This window comes from Paenibacillus sp. NPDC056579 (genome assembly GCF_042793215.1).
Lineage (GTDB): Bacteria > Bacillota > Bacilli > Paenibacillales > NBRC-103111 > Paenibacillus_S.
In genome coordinates, this window is the sequence record NZ_JBHTVD010000013.1 from 106,046 (window position 1) to 123,558 (window position 17,513).

Here is a 17,513-nt window from a genome sequence, read left to right on the forward strand (position 1 = left end):
CGGCCATTGGCCTCCGCCGTGTCCCGGCCATTGGCCGCCGCCGTGTCCTGGCCATTGGCCTCCGCCGTGTCCTGGCCATTGGCCTCCGCCGTGTCCCGGCCATTGGCCTCCGCCGTATCCCGGCCATTGGCCTCCGCCGTGTCCTGGCCATTGGCCTCCGCCGTGTCCCGGCCATTGGCCTCCGCCGTGTCCTGGCCATTGGCCTCCGCCGTGTCCTGGCCATTGGCCTCCGCCGTGTCCTGGCCATTGGCCTCCGCCGTGTCCTGGCCATTGGCCACCACCGTGTCCTGGCCACTGGCCGCCTCCTTGACCTGGCCACCATTGGCCTTGCTGCATGCTGCGCTGGCTGGACCGCGAGCTTTTATTTCCACTGCTGCTTTGGCTTTTTCCCATAATTAACATGTTCTCCCTTCCCATTTTCCAAACTGACTACACATCTACAGTATGTCGGGAAGAGAAAAAGGGTCGTTAGCCTTGAGAATTTGGGCTCTTATTTAGGTGATAGCCCTTTGGAAGCCCGAACGGACTTTTGTCCGCTATCAGTAGGCGCGGCTATATTGTCTCGGTGCCGATACGTCGCCGGATACGGCATGAATCGCATGAGTCGCCCAGTACGGATCGCGAAGCATGCCGCGCGCTACGCCTATGAGGTCCGCATCTTCATTGGCAACGGTCGCTTCCGCCAATTTCGGATCGTCCAGCATGCCGACGGCAATGACCGGAACATCCAGCGCTTGCTTATACGCCCGGGCAAACGGTATCTGATAGCCCGGGTAGTTACCGGGCTTCCGTGCTCCCGGAGGAGGCCCTTCCCCGCCGCTGCTTACATGGAACAGGTCCACGCCGGCTTCCTTGTAACGTTTGGCAACTTCAAGGCTATGCTCCAAATCGTAGCCGTTCTCCATATACTCTATGGCCGATATTCTAAAGATGAGCGGCATATCGTCGGGCATAACGCTTTTCACCGCCTGAATGACTTCCACTCCGAATTTGGCGTAGTCCCGGCCGTACTCGTCACTCCGGTTGTTAATGGCCGGCGAATGGAACTGATGAATCAAATAACCGTGCGCACCGTGCAGCTCGATGGTATCCACCCCTGCTTCGATTGCACGTACAGCGGCTTCCTTGTATTTTACGACCATGGCTTTTACTTCTTCCGTCGTCAGCGCCCGCGGCTTTTTGCCCTCAGGGCTCACCGGGATGTCGGACGGACCGACCGGAACCGCGGCGTCCTCCGCCTTGCGGCCTGCGTGAGCAATCTGAATGCCGATTTTGGCGCCGTACTTATGCACTTCATTAATAATCCGCTTAAACGCCGGAATATGTTCATCGGACCACAATCCAAGGTCAAAATCCGTAATTCGGCCGTCGGGCTCGATGTCCGTCATTTCCATAATGATCAAGCCGGTGCCGCCGACAGCACGGGAAACGTAATGTACGTAATGCCAATCGTTCGGAATACCGTCTTTGGCTTCAACCGAATACTGGCACATCGGAGGCATTACGGTACGATTTTTCAACTCCAAATTTTTCAACGTAAAGCTGGACGATAAATTCGGCATGGGGTTCTCTCCTCCCAAAAAAGGGTTATATGTCTAACGCGTTGCTGCAACATTGTAAGTCTGGTTTTCACGAGGTCATTATATACACAAACACTTTACTTACGGAAGTAGTGATATTTTATTCACATAGTTTCCGAAAAGATAGTTTTGTGTTACAGTTGGCTTTATCCATTGTGAAAAGAAAGGAAGTTGGCCGGATAATGAAAGATGAGCCTATCGTGTTGACCAAAGGAACGCCCGGGGAAGTATGTGCGGTCGTGAAGGCCATAGATGTTATCGGGACGAAGTGGACCTTCCTGATTATTCGCGATTTGCTGATCGAAGGAACCATGCGCTTCAGCGACCTGCTCAAGAGCCTCGACGGCATCAGTCCGAAAACCCTATCCTTGCGGCTGAAGGAGCTCGAAGAGCACGGCATTCTATCCCGCACCGTGTACCCGGAAGTTCCGCCCCGCGTCGAATATTCGTTGACGGAAAAAGGAAAGCAGCTCGAGCGGATCTGCATTGAACTGAAACGGTTCGGGCTTTCGCTTTAAAATAAAAATCCCCTTCGGCTGCCGACAGGCCTTTAGGGGATTGTTTTTCGCTTATGGTGTTAGGGTAACTACTTATTGCTCAGTCAAAAATGGTCTCGCCCAAAGGCTCCCGCACTTGCTTGAACAGCATGGCAATCTGCCCGGAAGTCACCCGATCCGTCGATAAAGACGGCAACTCATTCTCGGCGAAAAAGCCGACCTCGGTCGTTTCTATGCTGGTTTGAGCCTGGCCCCCCGTCAGCTTGCAATGGATGAACAGCTTGTACACATGATGCGCAAGCGGCGGATGCGGATGCTTGTTGCGGTCCAGAACCGCGAGCAGCTTCACGGGCTCGACATCGTAGCCGGATTCTTCCTTCACTTCCTTCACGACAATCTCCTTGGGCGACAATCCGATATCGGCCCACCCTCCGGGCAGCGACCAGCCTCCATCGGTCTTTTCCTTCACTAGCAGCAACTTGCCGTCCTGCATCACTACCCCGCGTACATCGACCTTCGGTGTCTGATACCCGCTCTCATTGGCGAACAAATTCGCCACCTGCTCGATAGCAAGCCCCGAGTAAGCAGACATCATCTCGACGCTGATAGCCCTGAGCTCCTCGAACCTTTCCAAATCGTAGGCATCCTTGGAATAAGCCAATCCCGCCTGCGCAATCGCTTGAATCCGTTTGACCCACTCAATCCCTCTTGTATCTGCCGTCATCGTTTCTCCTCCCGACTTTGTATCAAGTATGCTGCTAGCGGCAACTATAGCGTTATCTTTCTGGCGTTTCTCACACTATCATTCTATTACACTGGGACTTATTGTTAAATAGATGCGTTCCGTCCGTCCATTTGTTTCCCTTGCGCCACACGCTTGTTGTAACGAACAATTCTTGTTATTGTAAAACATATCGAACAAATCGGAGATGGACATATGACCGACACGTTAACCTTTTGGGGAACCGGGGACTCCATGGGAGTTCCGCGTGTATACTGCCCTTGCGATATTTGCTCGGAAGCAAGAACGACGGGGCGCAATCGGCGTTTTCGCTCCTCCGCCATTCTGAATGCGGGTGGAGAGCCGTTATTGATTGACTGCGGCCCGGATTGGAGAGCGCAGATGGAACGGTTCGGCCTGCGTTTCATAGAACATGCTCTTATCACCCATGCCCATTTCGACCATATAGGCGGGCTCCCGGAATGGGCCGACGCCTGCCGGTGGCTGAGGCGCAAAGGTCATCTGTATGCTCCGCGCGACGTCTTGGATACGCTGCGGCAGCAGTTCCCGTGGCTGGAAAACCACATCATCTACCACGACAACGCCGTAGGGATGGAGTGGAACGGATGGAGCATTCGCCCATGGAAGGTATGCCACGGCAAAAACGGCTACTCCTACGCGTACAGGTTCGACCGGCCTGCATTCGACTTAGCCCCGTACGCATGGGCCTATTGCTCCGACGCCATCAATCTGAACCGGGAAGAATCAGCCCCTCTATTCGGGCTGCAGCTGCTCGTCCTTGGAACCAACTTTTACAAGGAAGACGCCGATAAAAAGACCCGCTCGGTCTACGATATGGTAGAGGCGCTTGAGCTGCTGGAGGAGGTAAAGCCGGCGCGCACGATATTCACCCATCTGTCCCATGGGGTCGATATCGCATCGGAATACGGGCTGCCGTACTCCGTTTCGCTCGCCCAGACGGGCATGCAAATACCGCTGGAATGAACTGTATGGCATCGGTGGCTCTGTAAGGCGGGTTTTCAGGCTTACAGAGCGCGTTGCGGATCCAGAGCAGCCTGTAAGTCGGTTTTTCCGGCTTACAGCGGCAATTTCTGCTCGGTTTGCGGCATCGACGGCTCTGTAAGGCGGGTTTTCCGGCTTACATCGGAGCTTTCCGCCCGGTTCGCGGCATCGACGGCTCTGTAAGACGGGTTTTCCAGCTTACAGTGCCCATTTCCGATCCAGCGCAGCCTGTAAGGCCATTTTTCCGGCTTACAGTGGCTTTCTGCCCGGTTCGCGGCATCGACGGCTCTGTAAGGCGGGTTTTCCGGCTTACAGAGCGCGTTTCCGATCCAGCGCAGCCTGTAAGGCGATTTTTCCGGCTTACAGCGGAGCTTTCTGCTCGGTTTGCGGCATCGACGGCTCTGTAAGGCGGGTTTTCCGGCTTACAGAGCGCATTTCCGATCCAGCGCAGCCTGTAAGGCGATTTTTCCGGCTTACAGCCGAGCTTTCTGCCCGGTTCGCGGCATCGACGGCTCTGTAAGACGGATTTTCCGGCTTACAGAGCGCGTTTCCGATCCAGCGCAGCCTGTAAGTCGGTTTTTCCGGCTTACATCGGAGCTTTCTGCCCGGTTCGCGGCATCGACGGCTCTGTAAGGCGGGTTTTCCGGCTTACAAAGCCCGTTTCCGCTATCTCCCGTTCTACTCGAAAACGGCACAAAAAAAGCGGCGAATGAACCGAAGTTCACTCGCCGCTTTCGCTTTTTCACTCAATCCAAATGCTTACACTTCGTCCCACAATCTGCGGACGGCTTCGAGTCCAAGCTTGGAGCCCGTATAGCAGTCCTCCATGCCCTCGAACTCTACCGAAATGTAGCCGTCGTAGCCGGAACGCTTAACGATGCTAATGACCTGCCGCATGTCGATGTCGCCATGCCCTACAATAGCGCCGCGCAGGTGATTCCCGCTTGCAGTCTGGAACCAGCCCGTTCCGGGGTTCAAGGACGCCGGACGCAAGTAGAAATCCTTCACGTGCACCATCGACGCGTAGGAGATGTTCTTTTGTACGGCAACGACGGAATTCTCGTCCGCGCACATAAAGTTGCCGACATCGAGCGTCGTGCGGAAGTTCGGACGGTCTACCGCATGGATCAGCGCCTGCACCCGGTCGCTCGCCTGAACGTAATAGCCGTGGTTTTCGACGCTGGTCGTGATGCCGTACTGTGCCGCATGATCGGCAACTTCGCGGCATGCTGCGGCTAGCTTCTCCAGATCCTCCTGGAACCGGACGATCGATGTATCCTTGCGGGAAGCGACGTCATGGCGCATCCGTTTAACGCCGAGACCGGCGGCAATATCCACCTCGCGCTTCACGCGCGCGATTTCCGCCTCGTACTGCTCCTGCGTCTCCGTAATAAAATTAGCTCCGATCGCGTAATTGGACACTTCGATTCCCGCGGCGGCTGCTTTTTCCCGAATCGCATCGATCAGCTCCGGGTTCTCCGTCAAGTTAAAGCCGATGGGAACAATCTCCACATGCTCCCCGCCGTTGTCGGCTATCCATTGGATAACCCCGAGAATATCCAGCTCCTGGCTTCTCAATGCCTTCACCAGACTGTATGAGCTTAATCCGAGCTTCATCTCTCCATGCCTCCCTTAATTTATTCGTAACGGACTTCGCGTCCGGTTTCTGCAGATTCATAGATGCCGCACAAAATTTTCATCAGCTCGACGCCGTCCTCCACAGGACTGACCGGCTCTTTGCCCGTGTTGCAGCTGTCGATGAAGAAGCGAATTTCGTTTTGGAACGCCACGGTGACGTTCAAGCCTTTTTGATCCGTTTGCGGCGTAATGTTCAGGATCGTGTCATGCTTCTCGGATACGAGCGCCATAGCCGGCTCCAGCTCCAGTCCGCCTTTGTCCCCGAACAGCTTGACCGTAGTCTCATCCTGCTTCGCATGCAGCGTAAAGCTGACATCGATCATCAAAGACGCGCCGTTCTCAAAGCGGACAAGCGCATTCGCCATATCCTCGACCGTATTTTGACTGGCATCGTAATCGGCTGCTTTATAAAAAGAGAGATTCTGCACATGACCGCGGTTGCCCAGCTTCCGATACGTATTGCCGGTTACGGATACGACCTTCGGACGTCCCATCAAATACCAGCAAATATCGATGACATGGACGCCGATATCGATCAGAGGGCCGCCGCCCGAACGCTCCTTGTCCGCGAACCATCCTCCCGGATTGCCAAGACGACGGATACATGAAGCTTTCGCATAATAAATATCTCCGAGCTCGCCATTGTCGATAAACCGTTTCATCAGCTGAGCATTGTTGTCGTATCTGCGGACGAAGCCGACCTGAAGCACTTTGCCGGACTCGCGGACCGCCTTCTGCACCTCGAGCGCCTCTTCTACCGTGCGGCACAGCGGCTTCTCTACGAGCACGTGCTTGCCTGCTTTGACCGCTGCGATACTGATCTCGGCATGCGTATTGTTCCAGGTGCAAATACTAACGGCATCGATCGCCGGATCGGCCAACAGCTTATGGTAATCGTCATATACTTGGGTAGCGCCGTATTTATCCGCTTTTTCCTGGGCTCTGGCCAGGTTCAAATCGCAAATCGCGTAAATTTGCACCGCTTGCCCCATTTTTTGATACGCTTGCAAATGCAGCTCCGAAATAGAGCCCGCTCCGATAATGCCAATGTTCAGCTTGTTCAATCCAATTCATCCTCCCGTTAATAGGTGTGAAACGTTTGAGCAATTTGTGAATGCAATATATAATCAAACTAACACGAATTGTCCGAAGAAGGAATGCATGCCATGATCAGTTACATGGATTATAAGATCAGTCGACAGCCGATCCGAATCGTTGACCTCAAGGTGGATAAAAGCATTCTCAAGCACAAATCGCTCACCATCGTCAATGTAGGCCATATTCCTGCACGGATTCACTATCGCGCTCATGCGCGGTTTACTTACTGGGCCATCGTTTACATAGCCGGGGGCTCGGGAACGTACCAGGTGAACGACGGCGACATTCAGCCGGTGAAGCAAGGGAGCTTCTTTCTGCTGTATCCCGGAGCTGTATTTCATTATGGACCGGGGGAGAACGAGCATTGGGATGAGCATTATTTTACGATCGAGGGCCCGCGCATTAAGGAATGGCTCGACACGTGGCTTCCGGAGCCGGATAGGGTCAAGCAAACCGAAGAGGAGCATTTGACCAAAATCAACCGGATATTCATGCTCATGGAGACAGGAGTGCCGAGCAACATCGACAAAGCGTCCTTGCTTGTGGAATCGATGCTGTACGATTTCGTCGCGAGCTCCGAAGCCATTCCGAAAGCAACCAAAGCCGAGAATGCGCTCGGTCTGATCGAGGCGATTGCGGACTATTTGTACCGCCCTTTTGACGCCCAAGAGCTGTGCGAGCAGCACCATATCTCGTTCCCGACGCTCCGGCGTCTCGTGAGTAAATATACCGGCTACCCGTTGAATGAATATGTACATCGCTTGAAGATGGCCGAAGCCAAGAACATTTTGCTCAACACCGACAAATCGCTCAAAGAGATCGCCTCCACTCTCGGCTATCAAGACGTGTTTTATTTCTCCAGACTGTTCAAAAAAATCGTCGGCGTCTCGCCCAAGCTGTTCCGCAGCACGATGTAACCGAGCTTTTAGAAAAAAGCGCCCGAAGCCGTACGCTCGTCTACTGATGAACGTAAGCGGCCTCCGGGCGCTTTTTTAATTTCGCCACTGCTAGAAGATCGGGTTGTATAGCTGAAGCTCACCGCATCCGATCCAATCGATGCTGCCGACATCCCGGCACAAACGTTGCAGACTAATGCGCGGCATGTAACAGCAAATCTATGTACTCAACTCGGCGTTCATAAAAAAGCCGGCTGCGGCTCTTCAACGAACGCTGCTCGATGTGTTTTGTACCCATGATAAGAGGTAAGCCTGTCTCCTATATTTTCCCTTCCCAATACGTACAATTTTTTCATGTTCTTGCTCCAAATGGCGCACTCTATATACTGCTCCGCCCTCAATGATATTCGCTGCATCTGCTTATTTTTTGTGCATTGTAGGACATTTGCCATTGACAAAATCCTCCTCCACAGAATACTATATGAGCATATAATCATATATTCATACTATTTATCCTATTCGGAGGTACTTTCCATGGATTCTCACGACCGCCCTCAATCGCCGGATATCAACGTCCGTTCTCTCGACGAGGAAACGCTGTTTATGGTTTCCCAAACGTTCAAAGCGTTATCGGATACGACGCGTATCCGCATTTTATACTTGTTGTCGCAGAAGGAATGCTCCGTGAACGAAATCGCCGATGAGCTGTCACTGCTGCAGTCGACCGTATCCCATCAGCTGCGGTTTCTAAAAAACCTGCGGCTCGTCAAGTTCCGCAGAGCCGGTACCACCTTATATTATTCACATGATGACGAGCACGTGATGGATTTGCTGACCGAAGCGATTCACCACGCCAACCACGATTAGCCGGGGGAAACCGACCCGTCATGAAATGAGGGAAAACCAATGTTGGAGTACAGAGTGAAAGGATTGAGCTGCGCCAACTGTACGAGGGAGATGGAAGAGCAGATTCAACGGCTCGAGCACGGACAGACGGCGACGCTTAACTATAACAGCGGTAAGCTGAAAATCGATTCCCAGGTTCCGCTGCAGGAGGTACAGAAAATTTTGCGCTCGGACGGCGCCTACATCGATTCCTTGGCGCCATCCAAGCCGGCTCGCGGCGGGGCTGCAGGCAAAGTCGCACTGCGCCGCGGAACATACGGAAGCATCGACGGCAGCCAGGAGCAAGTAAGCGCTGCTTTGGAGCATGCGCACGGATACGATGAAGGCACGGATGACAGCGTAAGAGGTGCCCACTTCCATTCTCATCCGGCCTCAGGCTCGGCCGGACAAATGGCGTCCAGTGAAGCTCACGCTGCTGAAGCTGCGTTGGCATCCGGCTCCGCTGCAAGCATGCAAGGAGCTGCTGGACATGCACATGGGCATGGGCACAGCCATAATCATGGGCATGGACATGGCCATGATCTCAGCCATGAAGGCAATCATTCGCATGCCGACGAGCACGATCACGGGCACGATCATTCTCACGCCCACGGCGGTTCTGCGATGAAACGCCAGCTGATCATCTCCGCGGCGCTGTATGGTGGAGCGCTGCTGCTCGAAGGCCGCATTCCCGGCATCGTGCAGATCATCCTTTACTTGGCCGCTATGGTGCTGAGCGGTTACGGCACGTTCCTTAAAGGCTTGAAGCGGCTCGTGCAGCTCCGGTTCAATATGGACACGCTGATGACCATCGCGTTGATCGGAGCTGTGAGCATCGGTGAATGGAAAGAAGCGACGATGGTCGCCATCTTGTTCGGTTTAAACGAGCTGCTCGAAGGCATCGGAATGGAAAAGGCCCGCCGCTCCATGGAAACGCTGCTTGCAGTGGCTCCGAAGCAAGCGGTGCTTATCAGCGGCGGCAAGGAGTCGCTCGTCCCTATTGAATCGCTGCAAGCGGGAGATACGGTACTCGTCCGGGCCGGCGAGAAAATCCCGTCCGACGGCGTCGTGCTCGAAGGCGCCAGCTCGGTGAACGAAGCGGCGATCACCGGGGAATCGCTCCCGCTGGAGAAGGCGCCGGGAGACCGCGTATTCGGCGGCAGCATCAACCATGAAGGCGTGCTGCGCATTCATATCGAGAAAGCGTACGAGGACTCCTCGCTGGCGCAAATACTGCACCTTGTGCAGGAAGCGCAGGAGACGAAGACGCCGACCGAGCTGTTCATCAACCGGTTCGCCAAATATTACACGCCGGCCATCATGTTCGTTGCGCTTCTCGTAGCTATTGTCCCTCCTCTGCTGTTCCAGGGCGGCTGGAAGGAATGGCTGTACCAAGGCTTGGCCGTACTGATCGTCGGCTGTCCTTGCGCCCTAATTCTTGCTTCGCCCATCGCCATCGTAGCCGGCATCACGCGCAATGCTCGCCACGGCGTCCTGGTGAAAGGCGGCGTATTCCTGGAGCAGCTAGGCCGCATCGACACGCTGGCCTTTGACAAAACCGGCACGCTGACCCGAGGCGAGCCGCATGTGGAGCAGACCGTCGTCTACGATAGCGACGAGGAGCATTTTTACCGGGTTGCCGCGGCGATCGAGCAGTCGTCCACGCATCCGCTCGCCAAGGCGATCGTGCGCGAGACGAGCCGCCGCGGCATCCCGGCGGAGCAGCCGGAAGAGGTCGTGGCCGCTTCCGGCAAAGGGATCCAGGCTGTGCTGGGCGGCAGACGCTACTGGCTCGGCAACGAAGCCAGCGTCAGCCACATCGCCCTGCCGGATACCGTGAAGCGCGATGTGGAGCGCTTCAAAGCGAGCGGCCTCACGCTTGTACTAGTCGCCGACAGCGAAGCGGTGCTCGGGCTCTTCGGCATCGCCGACGAGATCCGCCCGGAGAGCGCCGCCGTCGTCGCCGCCCTGCATCGCCGCGGCATTCGCCGCACGGTGATGCTGACGGGCGACCATCCGCAGACGGCGGAGAAGGTCGCGCGCGCGGTCGGAGTCACCTCCTTCTTCGGCAGCCTGCTGCCGGAGGATAAGGTGGCGAAGATCCGCGAGCTCGGCCGCGAAGGGCGCGTCGCCATGGTCGGCGACGGCATCAACGACGCGCCGGCGCTCGCTACGGCGGAGCTCGGCATCGCGATGGGCAAAGGCACCGACAGCGCGATCGAGACGGCTGACATCGTGCTGATGCAGGACCATCTCGGCAAGCTGCCCGAAGCGATCGGCATCGCCCGCAGCACGAACCGCGTCATTCGCACCAATATCATCATTGCGATGGGGCTGAAGCTGGCTGCTCTGCTGCTGACGATTCCCGGCTGGCTGACGCTGTGGTTCGCCATCCTGTCGGATATGGGGGCGACGATTCTCATCAGCCTGCTGAGCCTGACCTTGCTCATTGAGCGCAAGGAGAGCACGGCGATCTCGACTATAAATCCCAAGGTTAATGATTAACTTCAATAAATATTCCTTTCATTAATAACTGATGACAGAAAGCCCCGAATTCCAGCCTTCCTCGAATCGAACAGCAATTCGTTCGAGGGAAGCAAGTTCAGGGCTTTTTATCATAACTCTATTGCGGCGCCAGACCATCTTACTGATAATTCGGATTCATTATTCTTGCCTTATAGAAGGCCGCACCGGTCCGGGTCTTTATCGCATCAGGCATAAACATATCTACCGAGTCGGTGCACCAAGTGTTTAAAGTGCAACCGCCCTTCGGAGTTTTTGCCGTATCCGTAACGGTTTCGACGACTTGGCCCGACAGCTGATTGCCAACCGCCTTGACGCCGTCGCGGCTGATGCTGCCCGCTCCCGAATAGGTTAAATCCAGCGAATTCGTTGACTTCACATACTGGTACACCTTGCCGCCGGATGCAACCCAGAGCCGGTCGGTATCTCCGTAAACCGGTTGAATATCGTGTCCGTTCAAGCTCGACACATTCAGCCGGACATGCTCTTGCAAGGTAGGAGCGGCTGCGGTCCCCCCTACTTTCAAGCCTACTATGGCACTGTTGCCGAGAGTCCATAGGATTTCCTTCTCCGGGTCCCACAGTACGCCGTGGGCGCTGGTCAGCTTGTATTCGGCATAGACTTCGGAATGACAGCTCTGGGACGAGGTATATACCCTGACCCATCCGCCTGTACTTGCAGCAACTGCGATGTTTCCGTTAGGCAGTATCTCCGCAGCATGCGGATTCCCGCCGACGTTGGCGGCCCAATATTTGAAATTACCCGCGGGGTAAGGGATGGCTGCCGCCAAGCCTCTGGAATCGGTCACCAGCATAACCTTGCCACCGAAAAATTGGCTATCCCGCACCCTTGCTTCGGTAGGGAGCCCCCAGAAAGACGTGAACTCCGCGAACCCATTCGTGCCGCTCGGGGCCCAAGACCACTTGACGGCACTCGGACTGTTCCAATCGCTTGCCGCCGGGTCCATAACTAAAATTTTCTTCGACGCCTGATCGCTTACGGCGATATCGTAATCGTTCGGAGCCGCATTCAACGCCGACACGTGCGACCATCCCGCTATACCTAACAAGGAAAAGGCTGCAAGGAGCACGCCAAGCAGAATGAATTGCTTGGTCCCCCATGCTCTCGCCGGATCCGGCTGATCCGAAGCATGTTGACGCATTGCCGGGAACACTCTCTGCAAGAAAACAACAGCCTTGTTGACGATCTTATTCTTCATAATAGCCCTCCCGCCATGATTCCAACTCATAAAACGATTTTGCTAATCATGATGCAGCGAATGCCTATAATCGGCCAGAAGACGACCCCAGCAAGCCGTTAATTCGGAAGGGACCGGCTCCCGCACCTCGAACATGAACGGACCTTGGTAACCATGTGACGCCAGCGCCCCTATCACTTCATTCCAGTGAACGATGCCCTTACCCGGCATCCAATGCTTCTCATCCAACCCGTCATAATCGGACATATGAACGGTAATAATTCGTGAGCCAAGCTCCCGTATAAATTGCTCGGAACGCTCCTGCAGCAAATGATTCACATCACAGCAGACGCCCAGTCTCTCGTCCGACTCCATAATGCTGCTCATCTCCAAGCTCGTATTGCCAAGGCAGGTGCGCGGCAAGCATTCGACGGCCAAACGAACACCAAGCCGTTCGGCCGCATCGGCAAGCACCGGCAGATTTCGCTTGCACGCATCCAGCCGGGCGGACCGCTCCTCGGCCGGGATCGGCTCCCAGCTCGGATGAATGACGGCCGTACGAATGTTCCACCTATTCGCCAGCTGCAGCAGCGCCAGGTGCCTCTGTACGGCTTCGCCGCTCTGCAAGGAATCCGTTAAGGATACATCCCACATCGGTCCGTACGGCAAATGCATCGTCCAAACGTCCATCCCAAGATCACGAGTCCGTCGGACCCATGAAGCGCATAGCTCCTCGTTATAGGGATCCAGCATATCGAAGGTGTCGTTGCGCCAGGCAAGCTCTATGTAACGGATGCCCGCCCGTCCCACATCCTCGATATCGAATCGGGCGTTCTTCCATGCCTCCAGGGAAAGCGACGTTCCTATCTCCCAATCGGCAGGATCCGTCCTCTTTGGCGATTTTTCTTTTTGCTCCATTATGATCGTCCCTCCTGTAGGGGTACGTAGGCGTACCTCTTACTCTTGCTCCTGTAGCAAAATTCGAGCTTTATACAGCGCGGCTCCCTTACAAACCCGTGCTTCATCCAGCCCAAACGGCATAGAAAAATCTATCGTATCGGTCGTCCATTCATACAAGCTGCCTTCCTTCGGTACTGTTCTTACCACTCGGCCAGAGGGCTGATCGCCCACGCTCTTAACTCCGGGGCGGCTAAAAGCCTGACCTCCCGCATAAGCCGAGTCGAACGTATCGGTCGACTTCACATACTGATACACATGAGTGCCTGTGCTGATCCACAAACGGTCGTCGTTCCGGTAAACCGGCTGAAGGTCGTGGCCGTACCGGGTCGGCAGCGCTGTCTTGTGAACCTCGCGAATAACGGGAGCATCGGCTTCTCCCTCCAACTTGAGAGCAACCAATTCATCGTCGCCTAACGCCCAGAGCACTTGACGATCAGCATCCCAATGAACACCGTGCGCTCCCGGGAACCTGTATTCCGCATAAGCGTCGGATGAAGGCCCCTGCGAGGAAGTATAGACTCGTACCCATCCGCCCGTACTGGCCGCTACGGCAATGTTGCCGTTCGGCAGCAGCTCGGCCGAGTGAGGGTTGCCGCCGACGTTCAAGCCCCACTGCTTTCGGTCGCCGGCAGGGTAAGGAAGGATAGCCGCCAAGCCTTTGGAGTCCGTAACCACCATCCACTTCCCGCCCCATACGGGGTTATGTCTCACCTTAGCATCGGTTGGAAGTCCCCACGCTGAGACAAGGTCTTCGAAGCCGTCGGACGTATCGGCGGACCATGTCCACACGACAGCACGCCCGGCGCTCCAATCCTCCACCTCCGGATCGAGCACCACAATCCGGTGGTACGCCTGATCCGTACCTGCTATATAGAAATCTTTCACTTGGATCCCCGCCTTTCCCTTACCAATAAATTCCTGTTACTCTCGTCTAAATCAGCCAAATCCAGTCACTTGTCCAAGCCTTGCTTTTGAACCGCTTCGTTCACTTCTTTAATTGCCTGCTGGAGCCCTTTATTCTCATAGCTCTTCAATGTGCTCTCCCACATAGCAACCGGATCGTCTTTAGCCAGGATCAGCTTCGTTATGTCTTCAACAGGATTAATGGCGCTGAGCTTTGATTTGCCCGGCGTGTAGAGCAGCTCGACCTGAAAGTTCGTCGGAACAGGCTTGGCATTGGCAATCCTTTGCTTCAGCGTATCACGGGACATTTTGGCCAGCTTTGGAGTAAATTGAATGTTATTCACTTCATTTTCTACAAATTCAAGCTGCTGGTTCCAGGCGGCCAAAGCTCCGAACAGGTTATAGGACGGGTACATCGCTCCCAAGCTTTTATATTCGCCATTGTTATCTTTCTCTCTTGTAATGACAAGCTTATCGCCTTCCTTCTTATAATCCTTCCCTTCGATTCCGTATTGGGTTTCTATCTCGTGCTCCTTGGACAGCAAGAAATCGTACAAGCGGAGTATCCGGTCCATCTTCTCATCATCCACTTTAGAGCTGAAATAGCTTTCCGACCAGAACGTCACGTTCGTATGCCGGTACTCCGTGCCGTCTGCCGCCGCCCATGAAACGGGAAGAATGGCTGCGACATCCTCGAACGGCACGTCTTTATTGTACTTTTTCCATGCCGCGTCCAGCTTCTGAAGTCCATTCGGCGTAGCCTGCATCGATATTGCACCTACTTTGCCCTGTCCGAATTTCTCGATCCCGTCGTTCGTCTTCATGATTGCGAAATCCGGGTCAATCGCCCCTTCGGTGAACAATTGCCGCATTTGCTTCACGACCTCTTTCATTTTGTCGGAAGCAAAATAAGGGATATATTTGCCGTTCTCCTTTACCCAGGAAGCGTTGTTCACGTTAGGAAACGTCCCTGTAGCAAGAGGAAGAAGCATTGTGCTCGAACGGAACGTTACGCCTACCGTATCCTTTTTGCCGTTGCCGTCCGGATCGTTCTGAGCGAACGCCTTCAGCATGTTCAGGTAATCATCGTAGGTGACCGGCGTTTTCAGCTTCAGCTTCTCCATCCAATCTTTGCGTACAATCAAGGCGCGCTCTACCGCCCACGTATCGTAATCCTGGTACGTCTGCCTCGGAATCATGTAAAACTTCCCATCCACTTTAAGCCCTTTAATATCATCGAGGCTCAGAACCCGCTGCACATTCGGATATTTGCTCAAATCGTCCGGCAGCGGACGGATTATGCCCTGCTTGATCCAGGAATAGTACGTGTCGGTGTTGATAATGTCGTGGCTGAACACGTCGGGCAATTCTCCGGAGGCGCTCCACAGCTGATACTTTTCCTTGTAATCGTTATAGCTGATGACCTTGTCGACGAAATTCACATTGAACTGCTTCTCCATCTTTTTTAAGTATTCATCCTCTGCCCGATTCGGGAACGCCTTGCCAATGTTGTAGAACGATACGGAAATATCAAGCTTTTTCTCCCCGGCTGCCTTCTCTCCCTGTCCTGCCTTTCCCGCTTCCGGTGTCTTCCCCGTACTGTCGCTGCATCCGGCGAGAGCCGAAAGGGACAGGGCCAGCGTCAATGCCGCCGCACCAAAACGTTTACCGTTCATGATGGTCATCCTCCCAAAATTAGTATGGTTATTGTATCGTTAAGCCTGTATTGCCAAGTACTGAAAACCGCTGGTCATTCCTTAACGGCACCGAGCGTGACGCCGGCGGAAAAATATTTTTGCAGGTAAGGGTAAATAAGCATGATAGGCACCATTGTGATAACGACACTGGCCATCTTCAGTCCGTCCGGGTACGTCTCCCGCAATTGAGCCACCATGGACGCTCCCATATCGTCTCTTGACATCTTCGTAACATCGGCCAGCATATTGCGCAAAAACAGCTGCATCGGATGCATCTTCGGATCATTGACGAACAGCATGGCGTGGTACCACTCATTCCATCGGGCCACCGCATAAAACAGCGTAATGGCCGCTATCGTCGGCTTGGAGATCGGAATGACGATGCGAAACAGGATGTAAATATCGTTGGCGCCGTCGATTTTGGCGGATTCCTCCAAACTTGGCGGCACCATTCGAAACTGATTGATCATGACGATAAGAAAGAAGGTACTGACGGTCATTGGAAGAAACATTACGGCGTAGCTGTTGATCAAATGCAGGTTTTTGATCGTTAAGTAGTATGGAATCAGCCCTCCGCTGAACAGCATCGTGAACACGATCCCTCCCATCATGAAGGTCCGTCCCGGCATTCCTTTTTTGGATAAAGCATAGGCGCCGCAAGTGGTCACCAGAATGTTGACTGCGGTTCCGACCAGCGTTACGATAAGAGAATTGACCAAGGCTTTTCCGACATAGCTGCCTTCCAGTAAAATCTTGTAAGAAGCCAGATCGAAGCTGGTTGGAATCAAATAGAAGCGTTGCTTCATCATTTCCGCCGGATCCGCGAACGAAGTAATGAACACATTATAAAAGGGCAATATCGTAATCAAGGCAATAAGCATCAATAGCATATGGATGGCATAGTCAGCCCACGTATTCCTGCGGGTCATCAATAAATCCCCTCCTGTCCCAGCCGCTTGGCCATCCGATTCGCGCCGACCAGCAGCATGAAGTTAATGACCGATTTGAACAATCCTACGGCGGTTGACGTCCCGTAGCTTAACCCTACGGAAAAGGTTCTCCTGTAAACGTACGTATCCAAGATATCGGCCTTCTCGTAAACGGCAGGATTATATAGATTGAAGATTTGGTCAAAGCCGCCGCCTCCGGAGCTCATCATTCCGCCGATGTTGAGGATGAACAAAATCATAACCGTACTTTTTAGCGAAGGCCACGTGATGTGCAGCATTTGCTGAAACCGGCTGGCTCCGTCGATGCTGGCCGCTTCGTACAGGGATGGATTGATACCCGCAATGGCTGCTAAGTAAATAATCGTCCCCCAGCCCATGTCCTTCCACAAGCTGCTGCTAAAGATGAGTCCGCGAAAGCTCTCCGGATCGACGAGCAGGCTGACCTTATCCATCCCAAATAACTCCAGCAGCTGATTCAGTACACCGAAATTACCCAGAAAATTGACCAAAATGCCGCTAATAATAATCCAGGATAAAAAGTGCGGGAATGTGTAGACCACTTGATAAAATTTCTTCAACCCGGCTTTCCGGACCTCGTTCAATAATAGCGCCACCACTATAGGAACGGGAAACTCGAAGATAAGTCTTCCAACGGCGATGATGATCGTATTGCGGAAAGCAATCCAGAAGTCGTCCAGCATGAATATTTCTTTAAAATTGGCCAGGCCGACCCAATCGCTCCCCCATATGCCTTTGGCGAAGTTGAATTCCTTGAACGCCAGTATCAAGCCATACAGCGGAACGTACTCAAATACGATGTAATACACCAGTAGCGGAATGACAAGCAGATAAAAATATTTGTACTCTGCCATTCGCCGCCATAACGCTTTTTGTGCAGCTTGCGTGTTCAATCGGAATCCCCCTCATCTGACAAACCGCTTTCT

The 17,513-nt window shown here is 54.0% G+C and carries 16 protein-coding genes; 5 read left to right on the forward strand and 11 right to left on the reverse strand.

From position 1 onward, the window contains the following. Both ACFQ88_RS33680 and ACFQ88_RS33685 read right to left on the reverse strand, forming a co-directional pair. Window positions 1–393, reverse strand: a 393-nt coding sequence (locus ACFQ88_RS33680; RefSeq protein ID WP_379461514.1) for a hypothetical protein, incomplete at its 3' end; no start/stop codon positions are given. Window positions 394–539: 146 nt separating this feature from the next. Beyond that, window positions 540–1,562, reverse strand: a complete 1,023-nt coding sequence (locus tag ACFQ88_RS33685; protein WP_379461516.1) for an NADH:flavin oxidoreductase/NADH oxidase — start codon at window positions 1,560–1,562, stop codon at window positions 540–542. Window positions 1,563–1,762: 200 nt separating this feature from the next. Here ACFQ88_RS33685 and ACFQ88_RS33690 point away from each other — a divergent pair, with 200 nt between their 5' ends. Further along, window positions 1,763–2,098, forward strand: coding sequence for a winged helix-turn-helix transcriptional regulator (locus ACFQ88_RS33690; RefSeq protein ID WP_379461518.1), 336 nt, complete (start codon window positions 1,763–1,765; stop codon window positions 2,096–2,098). A gap of 79 nt (window positions 2,099–2,177) precedes the next feature. On the opposite strand, the gene ACFQ88_RS33695 is transcribed toward ACFQ88_RS33690, so the two are convergent. Then, on the reverse strand, window positions 2,178–2,801 hold the full coding sequence (locus ACFQ88_RS33695) for an NUDIX hydrolase (RefSeq protein ID WP_379461520.1): 624 nt from the start codon (window positions 2,799–2,801) through the stop codon (window positions 2,178–2,180). Window positions 2,802–3,014: 213 nt separating this feature from the next. Between ACFQ88_RS33695 and ACFQ88_RS33700 the strand changes: the two genes are divergently transcribed. Continuing rightward, on the forward strand, window positions 3,015–3,803 hold the full coding sequence (locus ACFQ88_RS33700) for an MBL fold metallo-hydrolase (protein ID WP_379461522.1): 789 nt from the start codon (window positions 3,015–3,017) through the stop codon (window positions 3,801–3,803). 777 nt (window positions 3,804–4,580) lie between these two features. Here ACFQ88_RS33700 and ACFQ88_RS33705 read toward each other — a convergent pair. After that, window positions 4,581–5,438 carry a sugar phosphate isomerase/epimerase family protein gene (locus tag ACFQ88_RS33705; RefSeq protein ID WP_379461524.1) on the reverse strand — a complete coding sequence of 286 codons (858 nt, stop codon included), beginning with the start codon at window positions 5,436–5,438 and terminating at the stop codon, window positions 4,581–4,583. A 20-nt stretch (window positions 5,439–5,458) separates the two neighbouring features. Beyond that, window positions 5,459–6,523 carry a Gfo/Idh/MocA family protein gene (locus tag ACFQ88_RS33710; RefSeq protein ID WP_239631126.1) on the reverse strand — a complete coding sequence of 355 codons (1,065 nt, stop codon included), beginning with the start codon at window positions 6,521–6,523 and terminating at the stop codon, window positions 5,459–5,461. 102 nt (window positions 6,524–6,625) lie between these two features. Here ACFQ88_RS33710 and ACFQ88_RS33715 point away from each other — a divergent pair, with 102 nt between their 5' ends. The 3 genes from ACFQ88_RS33715 (at window position 6,626) to ACFQ88_RS33725 (ending at window position 10,843) form a co-directional block, all read left to right on the forward strand. Next, entirely contained in the window at window positions 6,626–7,474 is an 849-nt protein-coding gene (locus ACFQ88_RS33715) for a helix-turn-helix transcriptional regulator (RefSeq protein WP_379461527.1), read from the forward strand. A 513-nt stretch (window positions 7,475–7,987) separates the two neighbouring features. Then, window positions 7,988–8,320, forward strand: a complete 333-nt coding sequence (locus ACFQ88_RS33720) for an ArsR/SmtB family transcription factor (protein ID WP_379461529.1) — start codon at window positions 7,988–7,990, stop codon at window positions 8,318–8,320. A gap of 39 nt (window positions 8,321–8,359) precedes the next feature. Further along, window positions 8,360–10,843 (forward strand): heavy metal translocating P-type ATPase, encoded by a 2,484-nt coding sequence (locus ACFQ88_RS33725; protein WP_483875136.1) that lies wholly within the window; start codon window positions 8,360–8,362, stop codon window positions 10,841–10,843. A gap of 139 nt (window positions 10,844–10,982) precedes the next feature. On the opposite strand, the gene ACFQ88_RS33730 is transcribed toward ACFQ88_RS33725, so the two are convergent. From ACFQ88_RS33730 to ACFQ88_RS33755, 6 genes are all read right to left on the reverse strand, one after another. After that, a complete protein-coding gene (locus ACFQ88_RS33730; RefSeq protein ID WP_379461531.1) occupies window positions 10,983–12,080 on the reverse strand; it encodes a DUF6528 family protein in 1,098 nt (365 codons plus the stop codon). Window positions 12,081–12,122: 42 nt separating this feature from the next. Then, complete coding sequence (locus ACFQ88_RS33735) at window positions 12,123–12,977, reverse strand: sugar phosphate isomerase/epimerase family protein (protein ID WP_379461533.1); 855 nt, start codon at window positions 12,975–12,977, stop codon at window positions 12,123–12,125. Between the two features lie 39 nt (window positions 12,978–13,016). Then, window positions 13,017–13,904 carry a DUF6528 family protein gene (locus ACFQ88_RS33740; protein ID WP_239631120.1) on the reverse strand — a complete coding sequence of 296 codons (888 nt, stop codon included), beginning with the start codon at window positions 13,902–13,904 and terminating at the stop codon, window positions 13,017–13,019. A 65-nt stretch (window positions 13,905–13,969) separates the two neighbouring features. After that, window positions 13,970–15,598: a type 2 periplasmic-binding domain-containing protein gene (locus ACFQ88_RS33745; RefSeq protein ID WP_379461535.1), complete on the reverse strand. Its 1,629-nt coding sequence runs from the start codon at window positions 15,596–15,598 to the stop codon at window positions 13,970–13,972. A 74-nt stretch (window positions 15,599–15,672) separates the two neighbouring features. Then, window positions 15,673–16,548, reverse strand: a complete 876-nt coding sequence (locus ACFQ88_RS33750) for a carbohydrate ABC transporter permease (RefSeq protein WP_379461537.1) — start codon at window positions 16,546–16,548, stop codon at window positions 15,673–15,675. Continuing rightward, entirely contained in the window at window positions 16,548–17,480 is a 933-nt protein-coding gene (locus tag ACFQ88_RS33755) for an ABC transporter permease (protein WP_379461539.1), read from the reverse strand. The genes ACFQ88_RS33750 and ACFQ88_RS33755 overlap by 1 nt, the downstream gene beginning before the upstream one ends. Window positions 17,481–17,513: the final 33 nt, after the last annotated feature.